The 20,703-nt window shown below is 50.5% G+C and carries 19 protein-coding genes; 11 read left to right on the forward strand and 8 right to left on the reverse strand.

All coding sequences use genetic code 11. The features are described from left to right. Positions 1 to 857: 857 nt before the first annotated feature. The gene (locus tag AC6R1O_RS15970) at positions 858 to 1,829 is read left to right on the forward strand and encodes an IS110 family RNA-guided transposase (RefSeq protein WP_500657375.1); all 972 of its coding nucleotides are present in this window, start codon (positions 858 to 860) and stop codon (positions 1,827 to 1,829) included. Between the two features lie 690 nt (positions 1,830 to 2,519). Then, positions 2,520 to 3,482, forward strand: coding sequence for an integron integrase (locus AC6R1O_RS15975; RefSeq protein ID WP_500657391.1), 963 nt, complete (start codon positions 2,520 to 2,522; stop codon positions 3,480 to 3,482). Here the strand turns inward: AC6R1O_RS15975 and AC6R1O_RS15980 are convergent. Further along, entirely contained in the window at positions 3,479 to 4,516 is a 1,038-nt protein-coding gene (locus tag AC6R1O_RS15980; protein WP_500657376.1) for a lactonase family protein, read from the reverse strand. The genes AC6R1O_RS15975 and AC6R1O_RS15980 overlap by 4 nt on opposite strands. 383 nt (positions 4,517 to 4,899) lie before the next feature. Between AC6R1O_RS15980 and AC6R1O_RS15985 the strand changes: the two genes are divergently transcribed. Beyond that, positions 4,900 to 5,553, forward strand: a complete 654-nt coding sequence (locus tag AC6R1O_RS15985; RefSeq protein ID WP_500657377.1) for a recombinase family protein — start codon at positions 4,900 to 4,902, stop codon at positions 5,551 to 5,553. Continuing rightward, positions 5,553 to 6,764 (forward strand): MFS transporter, encoded by a 1,212-nt coding sequence (locus AC6R1O_RS15990; RefSeq protein ID WP_500657378.1) that lies wholly within the window; start codon positions 5,553 to 5,555, stop codon positions 6,762 to 6,764. The genes AC6R1O_RS15985 and AC6R1O_RS15990 overlap by 1 nt, the downstream gene beginning before the upstream one ends. Before the next feature lie 7 nt (positions 6,765 to 6,771). On the opposite strand, the gene AC6R1O_RS15995 is transcribed toward AC6R1O_RS15990, so the two are convergent. Beyond that, positions 6,772 to 8,199, reverse strand: a complete 1,428-nt coding sequence (locus AC6R1O_RS15995) for an NAD-dependent succinate-semialdehyde dehydrogenase (protein ID WP_500657379.1) — start codon at positions 8,197 to 8,199, stop codon at positions 6,772 to 6,774. A gap of 174 nt (positions 8,200 to 8,373) precedes the next feature. Here AC6R1O_RS15995 and AC6R1O_RS16000 point away from each other — a divergent pair, with 174 nt between their 5' ends. After that, positions 8,374 to 10,221: a cation:proton antiporter gene (locus AC6R1O_RS16000; RefSeq protein WP_500657380.1), complete on the forward strand. Its 1,848-nt coding sequence runs from the start codon at positions 8,374 to 8,376 to the stop codon at positions 10,219 to 10,221. Positions 10,222 to 10,309: 88 nt separating this feature from the next. Here AC6R1O_RS16000 and AC6R1O_RS16005 read toward each other — a convergent pair whose 3' ends face one another. Together AC6R1O_RS16005 and AC6R1O_RS16010 are read right to left on the reverse strand one after the other, a co-directional pair. After that, positions 10,310 to 11,272 carry a magnesium transporter CorA family protein gene (locus AC6R1O_RS16005; RefSeq protein WP_500630608.1) on the reverse strand — a complete coding sequence of 321 codons (963 nt, stop codon included), beginning with the start codon at positions 11,270 to 11,272 and terminating at the stop codon, positions 10,310 to 10,312. Between the two features lie 114 nt (positions 11,273 to 11,386). Beyond that, positions 11,387 to 12,229: a LysR family transcriptional regulator gene (locus AC6R1O_RS16010; protein WP_500657381.1), complete on the reverse strand. Its 843-nt coding sequence runs from the start codon at positions 12,227 to 12,229 to the stop codon at positions 11,387 to 11,389. A 103-nt stretch (positions 12,230 to 12,332) separates the two neighbouring features. On the opposite strand from AC6R1O_RS16010, the gene rimK reads away from it, so the two are divergent. Genes rimK through AC6R1O_RS16030 form a run of 4 tightly spaced genes read left to right on the forward strand, consistent with a single transcriptional unit; the run spans position 12,333 to position 15,594 of the window. Further along, a complete protein-coding gene (rimK, locus tag AC6R1O_RS16015; RefSeq protein ID WP_334552982.1) occupies positions 12,333 to 13,238 on the forward strand; it encodes a 30S ribosomal protein S6--L-glutamate ligase in 906 nt (301 codons plus the stop codon). 5 nt (positions 13,239 to 13,243) lie between these two features. Continuing rightward, positions 13,244 to 14,275, forward strand: a complete 1,032-nt coding sequence (locus tag AC6R1O_RS16020) for a succinylglutamate desuccinylase/aspartoacylase family protein (protein ID WP_334552984.1) — start codon at positions 13,244 to 13,246, stop codon at positions 14,273 to 14,275. Beyond that, positions 14,275 to 14,724 (forward strand): ATP-dependent zinc protease family protein, encoded by a 450-nt coding sequence (locus AC6R1O_RS16025; RefSeq protein ID WP_334552986.1) that lies wholly within the window; start codon positions 14,275 to 14,277, stop codon positions 14,722 to 14,724. Before AC6R1O_RS16020 ends, AC6R1O_RS16025 begins: the two co-directional genes overlap by 1 nt. Before the next feature lie 6 nt (positions 14,725 to 14,730). Next, positions 14,731 to 15,594, forward strand: a complete 864-nt coding sequence (locus AC6R1O_RS16030; protein WP_500632545.1) for a mechanosensitive ion channel family protein — start codon at positions 14,731 to 14,733, stop codon at positions 15,592 to 15,594. Positions 15,595 to 15,643: 49 nt separating this feature from the next. On the opposite strand, the gene AC6R1O_RS16035 is transcribed toward AC6R1O_RS16030, so the two are convergent. The 3 genes from AC6R1O_RS16035 to AC6R1O_RS16045 form a co-directional block, all read right to left on the reverse strand. Beyond that, positions 15,644 to 16,780, reverse strand: a complete 1,137-nt coding sequence (locus AC6R1O_RS16035; RefSeq protein ID WP_500657382.1) for a glycerate kinase — start codon at positions 16,778 to 16,780, stop codon at positions 15,644 to 15,646. A 113-nt stretch (positions 16,781 to 16,893) separates the two neighbouring features. Continuing rightward, positions 16,894 to 18,063 (reverse strand): sugar diacid recognition domain-containing protein, encoded by a 1,170-nt coding sequence (locus tag AC6R1O_RS16040; protein WP_500657383.1) that lies wholly within the window; start codon positions 18,061 to 18,063, stop codon positions 16,894 to 16,896. Positions 18,064 to 18,089: 26 nt separating this feature from the next. Next, the gene (locus tag AC6R1O_RS16045) at positions 18,090 to 18,575 is read right to left on the reverse strand and encodes a MarR family winged helix-turn-helix transcriptional regulator (protein ID WP_500632548.1); all 486 of its coding nucleotides are present in this window, start codon (positions 18,573 to 18,575) and stop codon (positions 18,090 to 18,092) included. A 115-nt stretch (positions 18,576 to 18,690) separates the two neighbouring features. On the opposite strand from AC6R1O_RS16045, the gene AC6R1O_RS16050 reads away from it, so the two are divergent. Together AC6R1O_RS16050 and AC6R1O_RS16055 are read left to right on the forward strand one after the other, a co-directional pair. Then, positions 18,691 to 19,575 (forward strand): DMT family transporter, encoded by an 885-nt coding sequence (locus tag AC6R1O_RS16050; protein WP_500657384.1) that lies wholly within the window; start codon positions 18,691 to 18,693, stop codon positions 19,573 to 19,575. An 87-nt stretch (positions 19,576 to 19,662) separates the two neighbouring features. Continuing rightward, a complete protein-coding gene (locus AC6R1O_RS16055) occupies positions 19,663 to 19,899 on the forward strand; it encodes a DUF2798 domain-containing protein (protein WP_500657385.1) in 237 nt (78 codons plus the stop codon). A gap of 51 nt (positions 19,900 to 19,950) precedes the next feature. Here AC6R1O_RS16055 and AC6R1O_RS16060 read toward each other — a convergent pair whose 3' ends face one another. After that, positions 19,951 to 20,670 (reverse strand): YebC/PmpR family DNA-binding transcriptional regulator, encoded by a 720-nt coding sequence (locus AC6R1O_RS16060; protein WP_334553012.1) that lies wholly within the window; start codon positions 20,668 to 20,670, stop codon positions 19,951 to 19,953. Positions 20,671 to 20,703 lie beyond the last annotated feature (33 nt).

Here is a 20,703-nt window from a genome sequence, read left to right on the forward strand (position 1 = left end):
CTAAACTCTAATAGCAACATAACGCCTTGCTAAGTGGCGCCTACGATAAACGCGCAAAGCCCACTGAACTCCAAGCCAAAACCGCCGAGCGTTTGGCGTCCACTTGAGTAACTTGTTGGTTGGCTAGTGCGTTGCTCCGCCAGAAACGCCACCGTACGAAAAAGTAAACCACAGTAGCCAAGCGCACAACACCACACTCGAAGTTACAAACGATTTACTCAAAGGAATGTGAGCCACTGCATTTCAGCAGAGAAAGCAGACTAAACACACCGCCAAAGCCTTTTACGACGACAACGCCAATGAGCGGATTCAAAGCCAACAACGTTGCATCTGAAACACCAAAACTCAACGCAACTATACGCCCACGAGACTCGCCACCAACCTGCACGAAACCGCAATGAGGCAACCCACGAACATTGAAAGAGCTTGGTTCGAGTGATTCAAGAACTGATACCGACAATACCAAATTGCCGATAACACCAGACGAATGGCCAGAGATGACGATGAACTAGCCTTAAAAAATCACCCGCCAACTAACGCTCTGTTAAGGTGTGAGCAACGCAATACCGAAGCTCCCGCATACCACCTTAAACACCAAACACAACGCATAGTAAAAATGCCACGCGTTGCGAATCACTCTTAAACAGTTTGTATGGATAATAACTAAGCCAAAAGGGTAAAGTGAGACCCAGGCTTTAGCTGCAACTAAAGCTTTCTATGTGGCAGTTCGATTGAACGCTGGCTCCTCTGTTGAGAGACCGATAACAAACATGAAAGCCTCATAGGACTCCAAGCATAAACCTCGAATAGTCGACTGGGTCTCGAACCCGCATTTCGCAAGCAAGAGTTAGCTTATTATGAACACAAACACACTTCAAAACATTAATATCGGTGTTGATACTGGTAAATCACAGCTCGACATTTACATCCGTCCACTCGATGTCTTTTTTACCGTCCCAAACAACGAAAAGGGTATCAAACAAGCCTTAACTACCATCAAAAAACATAACCCGCAGCGTATCGTTATCGAAGCGACTGGGCGCCTGGAGATGCCCTTCGTGTTAGCGTGTACCGAAGCCGAGTTACCTATTGTTCGTGCCAATCCTGTTCATATCAAACGCTTTGCCGGCGCTATTGGTCGTAGAGCTAAAAACGACCGCTTGGATGCACAACTTATCGCTCATTATGGCGAAGCCATTAAACCTGATTTGACAGTAATAAAGGCTAAAAACATACGTTTAATGAGTGATTTAGTAATTCGCCGCAATCAGCTGCTCGCGATGCAGACCATGGAAAAAAATCGTATTCAAATTTTGCCAAAGCACTTACATTCGACAATCACACCCATCCTGACAGCGATAAAAAACCAGATTTCAAAGATTGAAAATAAGCTTGTCAAACTCATCGAAGATTGCCCTGAATACCAAACGAAAAACACCCTCTTACAAAGCGTACCTGGTATCGGCAATATCGCCGCTGCGTCTATCATCAGCAATGTGCCTGAGTTAGGCTACATCACCAACAAACAAGCAGCTTCACTCATCGGCGTCGCCCCGATTACACGTGAAAGCGGACGCTACAAAGGGAAACGAGTTATCCAAGGAGGCCGCGCACAGGTGAGAACCGTTCTGTACATGGCCATGATGTCAGCCATGCAATGTAACCCTGTCTTCAAGGACACTTACGCTCGGTTACTCGAAGCTGGAAAACCAAAGAAAGTGGCGATTATCGCTTGCGTTCGCAAGATGGTGGTCATCTTAAACTCCATGCTTCGAGATGGCGTCATGTGGGACCAAAACATCGCCCAAAATAAAGGATTGACGCCATAGTCGTTTGTTATGTTTTACCACAAATGACTGATTTACTTGGCAAAGAACTGCTTTGTTGAGCACATTTCAAGAAGTAAATCACAAGCTCGTTCTCACTTGGCCTACAGATGCACGAAACACCAAGCGAGTAAATCCACTTCCCTTCCCAATGAGGCAACCGACTTAGCTTCAACAAACGCCCTCTCTTTCCAACCAAAGCGCAAACAATGGCAAATTGCCGAGGCAACTGCCAAGCTGACATGTTACTTGGCAAAGCATCTACAAGCGACTAAGAGCCAGTGAGATTTGAAACCAACCCCCACGACCTGCAAATGAAGCAACCCGCGAACATTGACATGTTTTACGGGTTGAGAAATTCACGGATTTAGGCCGACAATGCGGATTTGCTGAGACAACTCGGACGAACTGCTAAAGGGGCAAAGAACAGAGATCGAAAGAAGCTTTAAGCCACTGAAATACAAGTAAACATAACGCTTTATATACAACCCCAAACCACCTAACCCAACCAACTAGCGCCGCCTATTCTGCATCGTTTCTGTGAACGGAGTCTGCTAAATCCTTGCAAAACAACTCGCTAAAGGATGAACCCTTATGATACTGGTCGCAATGTGCGGCAAAGTGCAGTCTAACACCAATAGGGCAGCGTACACTGTTTTATATCCGTTAACCGACACACAAAACGTCATGAAAATCCAATCACCGTTTCTGCAACAAGTGACCGATTATATGCGAGCATCGCACTATGCCAATAAAACGATTGAGGCTTACGTGTCGTGGATCAAACGCTATATTCTCCATCATGATAAACAGCATCCGAGCACGCTTGATGTCCAGCATGTTGAGCAGTTTCTCTCGCACCTATCGCTTGATCGAAATGTCGCGGCGAATACTCAGGCTCAAGCACTAAACGCGCTGGTTTTCCTCTATGAGCATATCTTGAAACAGCCGATTAAAGTCGACATCCGATATCGAAAAGCGACCAAACAGAAAAAACTGCCAGTGGTGTTAACCAAGCAAGAAATCCGTGCATTGCTCAAGCATACCAATCCCAAATGGCGCTTACCTATCCAATTGATGTATGGCTCAGGTTTAAGGGTCAAAGAGTGTGTCAGGCTGCGCTATGGAGACGTCGATTTTGATTTTTACGCGTTGCGTATCCACCTATCTAAAGGGAATAAAAGTCGCGTTGTGACCTTGGCCAAAGAACTGTGTCCAGCACTGCATCAGCAAAGAGAAGCGGTAGCCCGCCTTTGGCAAACCGACCTGCTCGCACCGGAGTATGCCGGTGTAATGATGCCTAGCGCGCTAGACAAAAAGTATCCTGGCGCCAACAAAACGCTCAATTGGCAATTTCTCTTTCCTTCCGACAGGCTTAGTGTCGATCTCGCATCTAATCAAACTCGCAGGCACCACATTGATGTCACCACCATTCAACGAGCGATTAAAGCGGCGGCCAAACGGGCCAAGATTGAAAAACCGGTGACCTCCCATACGCTGCGCCACTCGTTCGCCACGCATCTTCTTGAGAGTGGCGCCGACATTCGAACCGTGCAAGAGCAGCTTGGCCATACGGATGTCAAAACCACTCAAATCTATACCCACGTGATTGAACGTGGAGCAAGCGGCGTTATCAGCCCATTTTCAACGCTTTAAGCTTGGTATTCCACCAAGCAGACAGGCGCATCAATTGAGCACTCATAACCGGTGGGCCTGAACGCATCACTGAGGGTCTCTCGATGAAAACTGACGATGTTATTGGAGTGCTGATTGGCCACCAGCAGCCAATGCTCACACGCGCTCAGGGTAAAATCGCGCGGGAACTGACCTTGTGTATCGACTCTGCCAATATTCTGAGGTGAGGTCACTGAGACATCCAAAATAGAGAGGCAGTTCTGCTTACGACAAGAGACGTACACGTAGCGCTCATCTTGGCTAAGGTAAATCGCACTCGCCGCCTCATAGACTGTCTCTTCTGACAATAGCGGGATCTCAGCGCTCTGAGACCAGCGGCCTTGAGAATAGGTCAGCACTGCAAGCGTTTCAGAGAGCTCACACACCACATAAGCGAGGTTGCTAGCTTGATTGAATACAAGGTGACGCGGTCCACTGCCGGGAGAAAGGGCCACGGAGTAGTCCAGTTCAAACGACGCGAGCGAATCTTGATGACGATAAAAATGGACCCGATCACTGCCTAAATCGACCACCACTAAATGACCATCGATAAAGGTGACTTGATGCGCGTGCGGGCTTGATTGGCGGTGAGTCTTAGGTCCAAACCCGTCAATAAAAAGCGTTGTCGACGTAGAAGAAGGGTGATGATTCTCATCGAGTAAGTGAACACTTACATTGCCACTACCATAGTTAGCAACAGCGACAAACCGTTGAGCGGCATCGATGGCGATATGGCAAGGCGCATCGCCGTGGATCGGCGCACGGTTCATTGCTCCGTTCTTCTCCGCTGGTTGGAGATGGACAACTTGCGCCCCCTCTTGCTCAGAGACCTCCGAGAAGGTGTAGAGCCCAGTCGAGGTGTTCACCAGATAAGAAGGATTACGCAGCTCACACACATCCTCTAAACGTGTGATTTCTCCTGTCTGGGTATCTAGGGCGATGCGCGCAATGCCGCGGCTTTGGCTAGGGGCATCGGTGTAGGTGCCGACGTAAAAGTGTCTCTGCGTTATGGTCATAATGTGTGTCTTGATGGCGTTTGTTCTACCATGCCGCCAGCAGACGCTGGCGGCAATCGTACTGAGCGATCAGTTATCGAAAGTGTGAAGTAACCTCTCAGTCGGCGTGACGATGGCGACAATGATTTCATCCATGATGATGGCGTTCTCATCAATCACATGCTGATAGTTCGTGCGCTTGGATCACCAACCGCTGGATGAATCAAAATGACAAGGCGCCAACAACGGCGCCTTGTCACTTACTCACGTAAACTTCTCACTTGCCCGCGTAAAGAAGTGTAAATGGCTCATTTGGTGTTTGCATAAATTATGAACCCGAGTATAGTGAACTTAATTGTGAGCCAATACATTATTTGGACCTTTACGTTAACTAAGGAGTCACTATGGCGACTTACCTCTATACTCGCTTCTCACCCAAAAACCGAGCGTATCAAGAACACTTGGCCGCACTACAAGCACACACCGACGATGCCAAGCACTTTGAAGACCAAGTACAAGGCTGCGTGCCACCCAATGAAAGGGAGCAATTTCAATCGCTCTTCAACACTCTACAATCTGGCGATACGCTGGTGATTTGGTGGTTCACCGTGTTTGGGCGTGATTTTAGCCAAGCTCTCGCAACAATCGAGGATATTCTCGACAAGGGAGTGACACTGCAAACCCTTTGCCAACCCATGACCTTTGCGCCTAATTCCGCAGAAACACAAACGCTACTGAGTATGCTCAGCGGCTATGCGCAAGTACAAACACAGCATCGCTTGTTTGCCGCCGAGCAAGGACGCCGAGCACTCAAGCGTCACCCAGAACAATGGAAACAGAAGTTTCGTGGTAGACCTGCCGATCGCAGCAAGCACAAGCAGATTGCCGCGCTGCTCTTTGAAGGCCTTACCTTAGCTCAGGTTGCCGAGCAGTGTGATGTCAGTTTATCGACCGTCAAACGCGTTAAGGCCAAGCTCAGTGAGCATGATCACGAAGGTGGATTGCGCCGCCGCGGTCATGGAAAACACGCTAACGTTACGCGCAAAGGGGACCGTTAATGGCCAAGGCGATTCACTTTCGCTCCATCTTACTGGCGTGCCTTATCATCAGTATCGGCCAACTCAGTATGGGGTTGGTCTTTCCAGCGCTGCCTTGGATCGCAAAAGATTTCGCGATCACGCTTGATGAAGCGCAGCTTTTGGTCGGTATTTACCTGCTCGGCTTTGGTCCTTCGCAATTTATCTACGGCCCTATCTCTGATGCCTTGGGTCGCAAAAAGGTGCTGCTGACTGGGCTGCTGATTGCGATGTCAGGTCTTATGCTGATCATTGCGCTTAGCGACTCATTTATGGGCATGGTCGCGGGGCGCTTTCTACAAGGGCTCGGCACTGGCTGCTGCGCAGTATTAGCGCGCGCTTCGACTCGCGACCGATTTAGTGGCCCAGAGCTGCCTGTGGCGATGTCATACATTGCGATGGCGGCGTCCATTACCCCACTCATGGCGCCGGTGCTTGGCGGCTTTATCAACTTTCACTTTGGCTGGACGATGGTGTTCGTCTCACTGCTCGGCTATCTCGGATTAGCCTGGGTGGTGATTGCGCTCCGTTTTGATGAAACGCTGCACAGCACCAGTGCCATCCCCTCGCCAAAGGCGATGGTGAGCCAATACCGTGCTCTGCTGACCTCGCGCTACTTTATGAGCTTTGCTAGCATCGGCTGGCTTAATTTTAGCTTGATGATCACCACGGTGTCGGTGATGCCATTTATTATGCAAGATCACATCGGCATGACCTCCGACGAATACGCGATGTGGGCGCTGATCCCAACACTGGGTATGTTGGCAGGCACGAGCCTGTGCAACCGAGTAAGACCGCTGATTGGCACCAAAAAGATGCTGCTGTTTACCCCCGCCTTACACCTCAGCGCAGCGCTGTGGCTGTTCTTTTGCCCGGTAGAACCACTGTTTTTAATGTTGGGGCAACTGTTGTTGATCTTAGGCAATGGTATTGCGCTGCCCTGCGCGCAAGCGATGGTGATGCTGCCCTACAAAAAGCAAGCGGGCGCGGCGGCGGCGATGTCGGGAGGCGGGCAAATGGTTGTCTCTGCGCTAGTGAGTATGACGCTAGTGCAGATCGGTCTCAGCCAGGCTTGGCATTTATCGTTTGTCATCGCACTGTTTGCGGCGGTGACCCTGAGCAATATTTTGCGCGGGTTTGATGAAGTTGAGCGCTCAGCCGCAGCCGAGCGCTCTGCACTTTCCACCGATTGACTTAGCGCTATACGCCACCAAAGCAGAGGTATTTGATGTCGAGGTACTCATCCAGTCCCTGCTTAGCACCTTCTCTGCCGATACCGGACTGCTTTACGCCGCCAAATGGCGCCACTTCGGTAGAGATAATCCCTTCATTGATGCCAACCATGCCGTATTCCAGCGCCTCGGCGACCCGCCAAGCTCGGCCAATATGCTGAGTGTAAAAGTAGGCGGCGAGACCATATGGCGTGTCGTTGGCCTGCTCAATTAACTGCGCCTCATCGTCAAAGGCGATGATGGGCGCGATGGGGCCGAAAATTTCATCTTGGACCAGTGCCATCGTGTGCTCAACATTTGTCAGCACCACTGGCGCCATAAACTGCCCGTCTAACGTCCGCGCTTTGTTGGCAACGACCGCGCCTTGCGCTGTGGCCTGCTCCACCAGCGATAGGAGATTTTGTTTGGCTTCATGGGTAATGATGGGGCCTATCTCCACGCCTTCGTCGAGGCCATTACCAACCGTTAACGCCTCCACTTTCGCGACAAATTTCGCCACGAATAAGTCGTAAATCTCACGCTGAACATAAAAGCGGTTGGCACACACGCAGGTCTGCCCAGCATTGCGAAACTTAGAGGCGATGGCCCCATCTACCGCCGCGTCTACATCTGCATCGGCAAACACGATAAAGGGTGCGTTACCGCCAAGCTCCATCGATGTGCGTTTAACGTCATGTGCGCTTTGCGCCAGCAAGGCTTTGCCCACTCGGGTAGAGCCAGTAAACGAGAGTTTGCGAATCAACGGAGAAGAGGTAAACCGCTCACCCACCTCTGGGGCGCTGCGCCCAATCACCACCTGAAACACATCAGAGTGGATGCCCGCCTGATACGCCAACTTGGCCAATGCGAACGCGCACAGCGGGGTGAGCTCAGACGGCTTAACGATAAAGCTGCATCCCGCCGCCAACGCCGGCGCCGCTTTGCGGGTGATCATGGCTATCGGAAAGTTCCAAGGCGTAATGGCGCAAGCCACACCCACCGGCTGCTTAATAGTCACAATGCGCTTATCCCCACTCGGTGCGGGGATGGTTTCACCGTAGGCTCGCTGTCCCTCTTCTGCAAACCACTGAATAAAGCTCGCGCCGTAGGCCACCTCACCTCGCGCTTCGGGCAGCGGTTTACCTTGCTCAAGCGTCATCAGGGTTGCCAGTGCTTCTTGGTGTTCAAGCAACAATGCATGCCAGGCAAGCAGGAGATTCGCCCGCGCTTTGGCGCTCAGTACCGCCCACTCAGGCTGTGCCTTATGCGCGCGCCCGATGGCCTGCTCTATCTCTTGCGAAGTGCTAACGGGCACCACGCCCACTGGCTCGCCTGTTGCAGGGTTATGCACGGCAAGCCCAGCGTCGGTGTCTGGTAAAAGCAATGAAATCTCGCTCGGATCAAGCCTATTTTCCATGATGTTCCCCTAACTTGACTATTCTTACTGATTGACAGTTCTTACTGACTGACCGCTCTTGTTCACTGAACGTATGGATTTTCACTCTAAGTGGATAAGAAAAAGGGTGCAAGCGCCCAGTTTCAGTTGTAGCTTGAATTTAAAAGATATCATCCATTTTCAAAAGGAATAACAATGAGTTCAGAGATGATCGCCTTGACCCTAGCCGGTGTCGGGGTTCTAGGATTAGTCTGTCAGTGGGTCGCATGGCAACTTAAACTGCCGGCGATTCTATTTTTGTTGATTGCTGGATTGCTAGTGGGGCCAGTGCTTGGCCTGTTCTCACCCGAGCAAGCCTTGGGCGATCTGTTTTTCCCCATCATTTCACTGGCTGTTGCCGTGATTCTGTTTGAAGGCAGCTTGACCCTGAACTTCAAACAAATAAGGGGGATCAGTAAAAGTGTTTGGAGTATCGTCACCATAGGGGCAGTGATCTCGTGGATCATTACCTCGTTCGCGACCCACTATTTGCTTGGCCTAGACTGGACCATCGCCTTCCTCTTTGGCAGCTTAACCGTGGTGACAGGGCCAACAGTGATCGTTCCGCTGCTACGCACGGTCAGGCCAAGCTCACGCCTGGCCAATATTTTGCGCTGGGAAGGGATCTTAATTGACCCATTAGGCGCGCTGTTCGTGGTGATGGTGTATGAGTTCATCGTCTCGCAAAGCGAAGTGCACAGCTTAGCCGTGTTCGGCACCATTTTGGTGGTCGGTTTTGGCTTGGGCATCGCGGCGGGCGTGTTGGTGGCCGCCATGATGCGCCGCCATTGGTTACCGGAGTATTTACAGCCGTTTGCCGTGCTGACCATTGTGCTGGGGGTATTTTCCGCCTCCAATTACCTTGAACACGAGTCGGGTCTTTTGACCGTAACCGTGATGGGCGTATGGCTTGCCAACGTCAAAGGCGTCAGCATTGCGCACATCCTCCATTTTAAAGAGAACCTCACCATTCTCTTTATCTCTGGTCTATTTATTCTGCTCGCTGCGCGAGTGCAAGTGTCCGACTTTGAGCAGCTTGGTTTCGCGGCGTTGGTGCTGTTTGCCGTCATCCAGTTGGTGTCTCGTCCGGTGTCGATTTTCCTGTCCACGGCGCGCAGCCAGCTGTCGACCAAAGAGAAAGCCTTCCTCGCTTGGGTTGCCCCGCGCGGTATCGTTGCCGCTGCGGTCTCTTCCCTATTTGCCATTAAACTGACCTTTTTGGAGGTCGAAGGTGCAAACTTGCTGGTGCCACTGATCTTTATGGTCATCATCGGCACCGTGGTGCTGCAAAGTGCCACGGCCCGCCCGATCGCGGCTTTGCTGGGTGTCGCAGAACCTTCGCCAAGAGGCTTTTTGATTGTGGGTGCCAATGATGTTGCGCGCAAAATTGGTAAAGCGATTTCAACCTACGATTGCCGAATTCTGATGGCCGATTCCAACTGGGACTACGTACGCAAAGCGCGCATGGACGGGTTTGATAGCTACTACGGCAACCCAACCTCGAGCCATGCCGAAGACAACCTCGACCTGATTGGTATTGGTCAGGTGCTGGCGGTCACCCCCGACCAACACTTCAACTCTATTGCCAGTGTCCAACTCGCGACCGACTTTGGCCATCGCAAGGTGTTTTGTCTGCATGAAAAGAAAAGCGATGAGTCACAAGATAAGCATACTCACAACTCTGAACACGCCTACTCCTTGCTACTCGGTGGCACAGTCAGCTATAAAAAGTTGGCCAGTATGATTGGTCAAGGGGCTGAAATGAAGCACACCAAGATCAGTGATAACTTCACTTTTGAGGATTACAAGACGCAATACAAAGACGCCACCGTGGTGCCGTTGTTTGTGGTCAATGTGAAAAACCGCATCCAGATTGTCAGCCAGCCTGATGAACTCAAGCCCGTGGCGGGCGAAATCATGGTGTCACTGATCCACAGCAAAGAGAACAATCACAAAGAAAGCACTCTCAAAGACAATAACGGCCGAGAGGCGAAAGCCGAATAACGGTACTCGACGAAGCATCACACGCCAAGCCATAAAAAACCATCGCCCACCAATTTGGTGGGCGATGGCGTTTATGAATAACCGCTCGCTACAACCAGCGTTTGCGCCTAAAGACGTACAATAGCGCCGACGCGACACCAATCATCACACCCCACAACACAAAATAGCCGTGCTCAAACCGCAGCTCAGGAATGTATTCGAAGTTCATTCCGTAGATACCGGCAATAAAGGTCAGCGGCACGAAAATCGCTGATACCACCGTCAATAGCTGCATGGTCTTGTTCAGTTGATGCGAGCTCAGCGAGATGTAACCTTCAATCAAGTCGCCGCACAAGTCGTAGTACATAGAAGTTAAACTTTCGAGACGATCGAATTTATCAAACACATCACGGAAGCTGTGTTTCACCTCTGAATCGTTCATATCAATGAAGGCCAGCTCTTCTTCCATCACCTGATCAATCAACTTCACGTGGTAGGACTGCACGCGGTGAATTTTACGCAGATGGGATTTAAGCAAAATCAGTCGCTGCATCAGCTCATCACTGGATTGCGTCAGCATGCCATCTTCCAACTCACTGATTTCATCTTCCGCTTCTAACACCGCATCGGTAAAACGCTGCGCCGAGGCGTTCATGATTTTACTCAACAGCAAGCTTGGTGAACGCAAATACTTCGCCAGCGATTTGTGCGCCGCTAACGCTTCAATACCAAACGAGTGTTCCACACGGCGGGTGATCAGGATTTTTTCACCGACAAAACAGGCAAGCGCCATGGTTTTTAAATCGAGATGTTCTTCAACATGACTAAAACCGCGATAAAGCACGAAAGTATGCTGATCAAACTCTTCCACCTTAGGCGGACGGCGATCGCGCTGCGCATCTTGAATGGCTAATGGGTGGCAGCCTAGCTTAGCGAGAAGCTCGGCTTCCTGCTGAGCGGGCTCTTCATAAAAATCTAACCAAATGTGGCCACCTTGAGTTTGCCACTGAGTGATTAACTCCTCGCCGCCTTCGGACAACTGATTGTCATGTAGATAAAACGCTTTTAGCACTCTGACGCTCCTTAATTTTCACGCCCAACCGTGATTTTTTACGGTTAAAAAGTGAGTTGATAAAAAAAATCGAACAATTAACCGGATAAAACAAACATTATCTAATGCTGAAGGTTATCTAATACTATAGGGAAACAGCATCAGTGAATCCTCAATCAGCTCACGTTTGTGGCTGCTGGCCAAGTAAATCGCATAGATATCACGATGAAACGTCGGCGTATTGGGCACCAAATGCAGTTGCTGACGTCGCAACTGGGCAAAACACATCTGCCGCGGCAAGTACGCCGCCCCGCCCGCATCCAGAATAAATGAGAGGGCAACATTGGGCTGCGTCATATGATGCCTTGGCGCGAGCTCTTCGCCAAAGTGATGGGAAAACATAGAGTTAATCGCATCACCGTAATCCACCATCACAAAGCTCTCTAGCTCCGACGCTCCCCTTACTGGCGTCGTACTGACCAACACCAAAGGGACAGTGCAGAGCTTTTTCGCCACGACTTCATCGGTATGTGGCGGCTCAAACAGAAACGCGATATCTAAGATTCGGTTGAGGACCCGTTTACGCAATTCCACCGATGAGTATGTGTGGGTGTAAAGATGGGCATCATCAATATTACGGTGAATTTTTTGTAACCAGTCATGCAGCACGATATCCCAAATGGACATCATGGCACCTAAAAATAGCTGCGAGCCATCGCTGTCTGTCACGCCGACTTCTTGCTTAATTTTGTGCCACATCGCCATCATGTCGTTGGCGTGCTTGACCATTTTATCGCCTTCTGCGGTCAGTTTTAGGCGCTTGTTAGCGCGATCAAACAACATCACCCCCAACTCATCTTCAAGCTGTTTGATTCGGGAGCTGACCGCCGCCTGCGTCAGGTGTAAGTTCTGAGCAGACATCCGAATATGGAGCGTTTGGCTCACTTCAATAAAGGTCTTTAGTAATTCAATCTTCATCGGTTTTGATAAATTTTTTCAAACAAACTGTAAGAAATATAGAGTTTTGCTTATCGATTTTCAAAGACTACAGTTAAGTCGCACAAACACAAAGGAGTGCCTCATGAAAATCGCTATTCTGTCTCGCAATAAAAAACTCTATTCCACTCAGCGTCTCGTCGAGGCGGGTATCGAACGTGGCCACGAAGTCGATGTGATCGACACTCTACACTGTTACATGGATATAACAAGCAGCCGCCCTACCGTGCGTTATCACGGTGAAGAGCTGCCGCTGTACGATGCGGTGATTCCGCGTATTGGCTCTTCCATCACCTTCTACGGCACTGCTGTGGCAAGACAGTTTGAAATGATGGGCACCTTTAACGTCAATGAGTCGGTGGCGATCAGCCGCTCTCGTGACAAATTGCGCTCGCTACAATTGCTGTCTCGCAAAGGCATTGGTCTACCAAGAACAGGCTTTGCAAGCAAACCGGACAACATCAAAGACTTGATTAAAAACGTCGGTGGCGCACCGCTGGTCATTAAATTGCTTGAAGGTACTCAAGGCATTGGCGTGGTACTTGCGGAAACCTCTAAAGCGGCGGAGAGCATCATCGAAGCCTTCATGGGACTGCAAGCGAACATTTTGATTCAAGAGTACATCAAAGAGTCTGGCGGCGCTGACATTCGCTGTTTGGTGATTGGTGGACGCGTGGTTGCTGCAATGAAGCGTCAAGCGGCCGAAGGGGAGTTTCGCTCCAACCTGCACCGTGGCGGCTCTGCGGAGATCATTCGTTTGACCAAAGAAGAGCGCGAAACTGCGGTCAATGCGGCCAAAGTGATGGGCTTGAATTTCTGTGGCGTTGACTTGCTGCGCTCCAACAGCGGACCAATGGTGATGGAAGTCAACTCCTCTCCAGGTCTAGAAGGCATTGAAAAAGCAACCAACCTCGATGTGGCGGGCAAGCTGTACGAATTTATTGAGAAAAACGCCAAATTTAACGCCAACAAGACGCGTGGCAAGGGTTAATAAGCATGACAGAACTGAAAATTGGCGCTCACACGATTAAGCCGGGCGAGCGTAAAAAGATTGCGCTGCCAGTAGCAAAGCTGTATACAGACGCCGAAGTTTCGCTGCCGGTGTATATCGTGCGTGGAAAACAGGCAGGGCCGACGATTTTCGTCAGTGCCGCGGTGCATGGTGATGAGCTCAATGGCATTGAAATTGTCCATCGCATCATCAACATGAAACGCTTTCGCGTCCTGCGTGGTACGGTGATTTTTGTGCCTATGGTTAACGTGCATGGTGTGATTCATCAAAGCCGTTATTTACCTGATAGACGCGATCTCAACCGCAGCTTTCCGGGCTCGCCTAAAGGGTCACTCGCAGCTCGAGTCGCCAATATTTTTAAAACCGAAATCATCGACAAATGCCAATACGGTATCGATTTGCATACTGGCGCGATTCATCGCACCAACTTGCCACAGATCCGGGCTAACGTCGAAGATGAGGTGACCGCAGAACTGGCCAACGCCTTTGGTGCGCCTGTGGTACTGCACTCGGAAGAAATTGATGGCTCACTGCGCGATTGCGCCGCCAACTCGAATACCAAAGTCTTGGTGTATGAAGGAGGTGAAGCACTGCGCTTTGATGAGACCTCGATTCGTATGGGCACCCGTGGCGTGATTCGCGTCCTGCGCCATCTCAACATGGTCAGCAAAGGCCGCAACCAACGTAAAGGGGTCCCGGAGCCTGTGGTCGCTCGTGGCAGCCAATGGGTTCGCGGCAGTGCCAGTGGCATCGTCAGACACAAGTACCAGTTGGGTGACTACGTCAAGAAGGGCGATGAACTGGCTACCATTAGCAGTGCCTACGGTGAAAAGTTGGCGGTGATTGTCGCGCCTCGCACAGGGGTCATCATCGGTAAGCAAAACATTCCTTTGGTTCAAGAAGGCGAAGCCATGTATCACATCGCCTATTTTGATGAAGATGAAAAAGCGGTCGCCGAACAGATAGACAAACTGTCTGAAGACGTCGCCTCTAGAGAGATAAAAGAAGGTCTGTAATGAAAAGCAGCAACACAGAAAAAGTCATTATTGGTCGCTTAGAGAACATTTCCTTGCCTGAACTGGGCATTGATAATCTCACCGTGCGAGTGGATTCAGGCGCGCAAACCTCGTCCCTACACGTTGATCACATTAAGCTTATCAAAGTGAACGGAAAACCCGGTATTCAGTTTGATATTCACCCAGAAGTGCACGACGTCGACAAAGTGGTGCGATGCAAATCTGAGTTGTATGACCTGCGCAAAATCAAGTCATCCAACGGTATGTCAGAGCAGCGCTACGTGATTGAAACGATGGCCAAATTGGGCGAGTTAGAGTGGCCGATTCAAATCACGCTCACTGACCGCTCAGACATGACTTATCTGATGTTGCTGGGCCGCCAAGCGATGGGCAAACGCTTTTTAATCGACCCTGCGCAGGTATTTTGCGGGTCTAGCATTCAGGAGTAGAACACTATGTTTGAGCAAGCCATTTCATGGTTAGAAATGACGCTCTTTACCTTTAACGAACAACCGATCACCTTGTGGGCCATTTTGATGGTCCCTACTTGGGTGGTGGTGAGCTTGTGGATCGCGAAATTGATGATCAAAGCGGTCTCATCAAGGCTGGCGTCCAATGGCAAAGATCCCAACATCATCCATTTGATTGAGCGGATTTTGTTTGTGATTGCCCTTGGCATGATCTTCCTCACCACCTTGTCGATGCTCAACATTCCGATCACGGCGTTTGCGTTTCTCTCCGGCGCTATTGCGATCGGTTTTGGTTTCGGCGCACAAAACATCATCAACAACTTCATCAGTGGTTGGATTTTGATTGGCGAAAAGCCGATTCGAATCGGCGACTTTCTTGAGGTGGAAGGCGCAAAGGGCAAGGTGGAGCAAATCAACACCCGCTCGACCCGTATTCGCCGTGTCGATGGCGTGCATATGTTGATCCCAAACAGCAAGTTGCTTGAAAATACAGTGATCAACTGGACGCTACGCGATGAACTGGTGCGCGCGTCGGTTGTCGTCGGTGTGGCATACGGCAGTGATGTTCGCTTAGTCGAAAAACTGATGCATGAAATCACCACCAACAATCCAAAGGTGCTTCCTAAACCTGAACCCAAAGTCTTTTTCCAAGACTTTGGCGACAACGCGCTGATCTTTGAATCTTTCTTCTGGATTCACTCGCAAGTTGAAGGGGGCATCCGATCCGTCTCAAGTGAGATTCGCTTCGAGATTGACGCCGCGTTTAACGAGCACGGCATCACCATCGCTTACCCGCAGCGTGATATTCACCTCGACGGGGCCATCAAAATAGTGCGAGAGCCGCGTTAAATGGCAAGGAAGGGAGCGTGCTGCTCCCTTACTAATCTTTTGAAAATGCTCACTTAACACAAAGAGCCAGCGCCGCCGCAACGTTTCTCGCCGTCAGCTCCACATTGAAGGCCGCTTCTTTTAGTGCAGTAGGAAGATCGGTCGCGCCGAGTACGACGCTAAAAACGGCATCAAGCCCATGTTGATGGACAATCGCGCAATCTTTAGCAAGGCTACCGGCAATACCGATCACAGGAATATCGTAGCGTTTGGCGGCTTTAGCTACACCGATGGGGGTTTTACCATGAATGCTTTGGCTATCGATGCGTCCTTCGCCTGTGATCACCAAATCCGCATCTTGGAGGTGAGAATCAAGCGCCAGCGCTTGCATCACAATATCAATGCCGGGTGTCAGCTTCGCATGAAGCACACCCAGTAACGCCGCCCCTAGACCACCAGCGGCGCCCGCTCCGGCCTGATGTTTGACCATAGCCCCAGTGGTGTGCTCAATGATGTCAGCATAATGCGCTAAGTTGTCATCTAGCTGCTTCACCATCGCCGCTGTCGCCCCTTTTTGCGGACCGAACACAGCAGAAGCGCCAAACTCACCACACAGAGGGTTGTCCACATCGCACGCGACATTGAGCTCCACCTGAGTCAAGGCAGGAAGGAGTCCACTAAGATCAAGGCAATCGAGCTCACGCAACGCACCGCCACCGAATGCGATCTCATTGCCTTGTCTGTCCAGACAACGCGCGCCAAGCGCCTGCAACATGCCGACTCCGCCATCGTTGGTCGCACTCCCACCAATACCAATGATGATGGACGTGACGCCCTGTGCGATGGCAGCGAGAATCAACTCTCCCGTTCCATAGCTGGTGGTGGTAAGCGGATTGCGATCCTCTGCGGCAACGAGATGAATGCCCGATGCCGCGGCCATCTCTATCACCGCAGTGCGGCCATCACCCAGCAATCCATAAAACGCCTCAACAGGCTCGCCCATCGGGCCGGTTACCACTGCAGGTACAATACTGCCTCCCGTGGCATCAACCAGCGACGGCACTGTGCCCTCCCCGCCATCGGCCATCGGCAACTTGATGTAATTCGCATCCGGCCAAACGGTGCGGCAGCCTCGCTCAATCGCATCAGCGACCTCCATCGCGGTTAAGCTTTCTTTAAATGAATCTGGTGCAATCACTACTTTCATCGGTTTTCCTATTTCGCCAAGCACAAATGAGTATCACCAGTATAGAATGGCTTGAACGTCATTTAATTGGATGTATTGACAATATTGATGAAAAATAATGCTAGTTTATTGTGTCAATAAACAATTTTTGCTTGCAGCGCGAGGTAAAGCGCCACTTTATCTTCGAGGCAAGAAAGTCGTTTGTCAGTGAGTGCTTCCACTTTCTCTAGACGGTAGCGCAGCGTATTTTTATGAATATCCAACATTTGGCACGTGCTCATCGCATCCTCATTGTGCTCAAAATAGGTGCGTAGCGTATGTAGCAGCACGCCCTTACGATCTTTGGCTATTAGACGCTCAATCGGCTCTACAAGCTGATGCTGATGCCAGGACGATTGTCGTAAACTCGCCACCAATGCCGCCAAGGTGTGTTGATGATAAAACTGGATGGACAGAGACTCAGAAGTGGCGATAAACAGCAGTGATTGAGCACTGAGATACGAGCGCTTGAGACCATCTAGCCCTGGATAGTAGTGCCCAACGGTCAACCGAGCGGAGTAGCCGCTATCACAATGGCGCTGGATGCACTGCTCAATGGTCTGCCATCGCCTCAAACATGCATGTTCCTCACGAGATTTATCCCAGAGCTGAGCCTGAACTTGCGCAGGCACCAACAAGACAATCTCATCCGGTGCATCAGGCATCAGGCCAATTAAGGCGTCACGCTGAGTATGCTCTAAATCCGCAATGAGCGCTTGAATCGCCTCTAGCGACAAAGGCGTTGGCACCGTTGAGCTCACTTTGAGGATCAATGCAAGACGTGGCTGACGTAAATCAATGGTAAGCCGCTCGGCAATCGTCGCCAATTGCCCTTCTTGAACATTTGGCGCTCCTAGTAATTGCTGCAGGAGTTTCTCTCTATGGCGATTATCCCATTGCAGTTCCGCCACCAAAGCGGCTTGCTCAATGACCATTTCCGCCGTCATTTTGACTAACTCAGCGTAATAGCGTACCTCTTGGGGTTCTCCGGATAAGCCGACTACGCCAATCATTTGTCCACGATAACGAATCGGTAAATTGATCCCTTGTCTAACCCCCACTAACGCCTTGGCCATCGAACTATCCACTTCGACCGCACGTTGCTCTTGCAGTACCAATAAGGCGCCTTTATGAGAGCGATGAAGACGACTCTCGTCACTCGAACCAATGACGATGCCACATTCATCCATCACATTGACGGGATAAGGCAAGATGGACGAGGCGCGCTCAACAATATGAAGCGCGATGGCAGGGGTTAATTGCATCAGCATACTCTTTGGTTGTCCGTCATCTAAGATTCCAGTTGCAGCTGCCACTCTTTAAGCAGAGCGGTCAGCGCTTCACGCTGCGAAACGTTCAACCCTTCGACAAGGCGATGCTGAAGGGCCACGTGCTCGTCGAGCAAGGCATCAATCACAGTGCGCCCACGCTCCGTCAACTCAACCGCAACGCTGCGTCTATCTTGCTCACTATGAATACGTACGATCAAACCTTTACTTGTGAGTTTATCAAGACGGTTGGTCATCGCCCCAGAGGTCAGCAGCATCGCGTTGATAAGCTCAGAAGGAGTCAAACGATACGGCGCGCCACTGCGGCGCAGGGTGGCCAAGACGTCAAATTCTCCCAATTTCAAGTCATACTGCTTGTGCAATTGAGCCAGCGCCGCTTCGATCTGCTTCGCAATGCGCAATAGCCGCCCCATCATGGCCATCGGCCCTGTGTCGAGATGCGGTTTTTCTGTCGACCACTGCTGGGTCAAGGTGTCAATGACATCCACCGGGGTGCCTCTCCATTATTCTGACATGCGGATTTACCTTAACATAAAGATACTTTACAAGCACGGTGAATAGGCGTATGGTTCGGACCAATATCTTAACGTAAAGATAAATTAAATGAATATATTGCTTGCCATGATCCCTGCGTTTTTTTGGGGTACCACTTACGCCGTGACACAGTTCGCCCTTACAGACTGGCCGCCTTTGCTGCTTGGCGCATTGCGCGCGCTACCGGCAGGGCTGTTATTGCTTGCAATAAAACCGAGCTGGCCCAAAAGAGGTGAATGGCGAGTACTGGCTCTACTAGGAACGGTCAACATCGGGCTGTTTTTCAGCTTGATTTTTGTCATGGCACTGCGATTGCCGTCTGCAATTGCCGGTGTTGGCATGGTCTCTGTTCCTGTGTTTGCGCTGAGCTACGCGGCGATCGTTCATAAAATCAGACCGACCTTACTGCAATCGGTTTGCGGCGCATCCTTGATCATGCTTGCGTGGTGGTTGTTCGATCCCAGTGCGATTGTCCTTGATCCGGTTGGCTTGCTCGCCATGCTGGGCGCGATTTTATGCATAGTGACAGGCAGCGCGTTGACCAAATCTTTGGGCAGTCGCATCCACTGGTGGAAAGTCCTGACGTGGCAATTACTCATTGGGGGCGGTGTACTCACCGCAGCGGCGCTGCTCCACAGTGTCTCGTCCCCGGAGCAGTACGCCTCCGTCATTGAGCATTTTTCAATGAGCAATGCACTCGGGTTAGTCTGGGTAGTCGGTCTGAATACGGCGTTTAGCTACGCCATGTATGTCTGGCTGCTACAAAGAATGACTGTGGTCGATTTTACTTTTGGCGGCATTGCCAATCCGATCGCAGGCATCGTTTCAGGGATGATACTGCTTGGTGAGTCCTTCACTCCCTTTCAGTACAGCTTAATGCTGGGCATGATCATTATGTCACTGCTGCCTCAAGCGGTTTCGGCGTTAGCGCACGATAGAAAGCGTGTCGCGTAATCGTCGAGGTTTACACTGTAAACCGGTTAGACACATTACTCACTCGCATGCAGAATAGCCAAAACAACCATTTAATGAGGAGCTACAATGAGTCGTAAACAATTTTGGATTTCAGCCCTACTGTCATCCTTCACAATGGCGTTTATCATGTCTGGGCTGCTGTCTGGCTACAATTTGGGCTTTAACGCCACCTGGCCAGCCGCTTGGATGAGAGGCTTTACCTTGGCGTGGCCATGCGCTTTGGTCTTGAACCTCACGGTACTGCCACAAATTCGCCGCTTATCAGCCTGGTTGGCCAGCCCAAAGACCAACTCACAGCCATAAAAAAACCGAGCCAAGCTCGGTTTTTGTTACTCTATTCGTCTTACTCGTCGATTACGACAATTCAGCGTTGTGGTATACCTGCTGAACATCGTCACAATCATCAAGCATATCAAGAAACTTTTGGAATTTCTCCGCATCCTCACCACTGACTGGCGTGTGAGTCTGCGGTACGAAAGTGATTTCCTCAACATCCAAAACTAAGTCTGGGAACGCTGCGCTCAATGCCGTTTTGGTTTTAAAGAACTCAGTATGAGGTGCGAACACTGTGATCACGCCATCTTCCAGTTCTACGTCAGTGACGTCCACATCTTCCATCATCAAGGTCTCTAGGATGACCTCGTCGTCATCACCTTTAAACTGGAACACCGCTTGATGGTCGAACATGTGTGATACTGAGCCTTCCACACCGATTTTCGCGCCTGTTTTCACAAAGCACTGGCGAACATCTTGGAAAGTACGATTGCCGTTATCAGTCAAACAGTCAACGATAACGCTCGTGCCACCCGGACCGAAACCTTCGTAGCGTGCAGGTTGGTAATCTTCACCGCCACCGCCGCTGGCTTTATCTAGCGCTTTATCGATCACGTGCGCAGGAACTTGGTCCTTTTTCGCTTTTGCAATCAGATGCTTAAGCGACAGGTTCATGTCTGGGTCTGAACCGCCGTTTTTTGCACACACGTAAATTTCTTTACCGTATTTGGAATAAACTTTAATTTTTGCGCCTGCAGTTTTCGCCATTGAGGCTTTGCGCACTTCAAAACTTCTTCCCATCGGGATGTTCTCTCTAATTTCAATTTAACGCGA

It is taken from the genome of Vibrio sp. R11-SG3-ISO3-SZ (assembly GCF_059834345.1).

Coding starts and splice junctions, on each gene's coding strand:
- AC6R1O_RS15970 (WP_500657375.1), top strand. CDS start 858: ATGAACACAAACACACTTCAAAACATTAATATCGGTGTTGATACTGGT.
- AC6R1O_RS15980 (WP_500657376.1), bottom strand. CDS start 4,516: ATGACCATAACGCAGAGACACTTTTACGTCGGCACCTACACCGATGCC.
- AC6R1O_RS15985 (WP_500657377.1), top strand. CDS start 4,900: ATGGCGACTTACCTCTATACTCGCTTCTCACCCAAAAACCGAGCGTAT.
- AC6R1O_RS15990 (WP_500657378.1), top strand. CDS start 5,553: ATGGCCAAGGCGATTCACTTTCGCTCCATCTTACTGGCGTGCCTTATC.
- AC6R1O_RS15995 (WP_500657379.1), bottom strand. CDS start 8,199: ATGGAAAATAGGCTTGATCCGAGCGAGATTTCATTGCTTTTACCAGAC.
- AC6R1O_RS16000 (WP_500657380.1), top strand. CDS start 8,374: ATGAGTTCAGAGATGATCGCCTTGACCCTAGCCGGTGTCGGGGTTCTA.
- AC6R1O_RS16010 (WP_500657381.1), bottom strand. CDS start 12,229: ATGAAGATTGAATTACTAAAGACCTTTATTGAAGTGAGCCAAACGCTC.
- rimK (WP_334552982.1), top strand. CDS start 12,333: ATGAAAATCGCTATTCTGTCTCGCAATAAAAAACTCTATTCCACTCAG.
- AC6R1O_RS16020 (WP_334552984.1), top strand. CDS start 13,244: ATGACAGAACTGAAAATTGGCGCTCACACGATTAAGCCGGGCGAGCGT.
- AC6R1O_RS16025 (WP_334552986.1), top strand. CDS start 14,275: ATGAAAAGCAGCAACACAGAAAAAGTCATTATTGGTCGCTTAGAGAAC.
- AC6R1O_RS16030 (WP_500632545.1), top strand. CDS start 14,731: ATGTTTGAGCAAGCCATTTCATGGTTAGAAATGACGCTCTTTACCTTT.
- AC6R1O_RS16035 (WP_500657382.1), bottom strand. CDS start 16,780: ATGAAAGTAGTGATTGCACCAGATTCATTTAAAGAAAGCTTAACCGCG.
- AC6R1O_RS16040 (WP_500657383.1), bottom strand. CDS start 18,063: ATGCAATTAACCCCTGCCATCGCGCTTCATATTGTTGAGCGCGCCTCG.
- AC6R1O_RS16050 (WP_500657384.1), top strand. CDS start 18,691: ATGAATATATTGCTTGCCATGATCCCTGCGTTTTTTTGGGGTACCACT.
- AC6R1O_RS16055 (WP_500657385.1), top strand. CDS start 19,663: ATGAGTCGTAAACAATTTTGGATTTCAGCCCTACTGTCATCCTTCACA.
- AC6R1O_RS16060 (WP_334553012.1), bottom strand. CDS start 20,670: ATGGGAAGAAGTTTTGAAGTGCGCAAAGCCTCAATGGCGAAAACTGCA.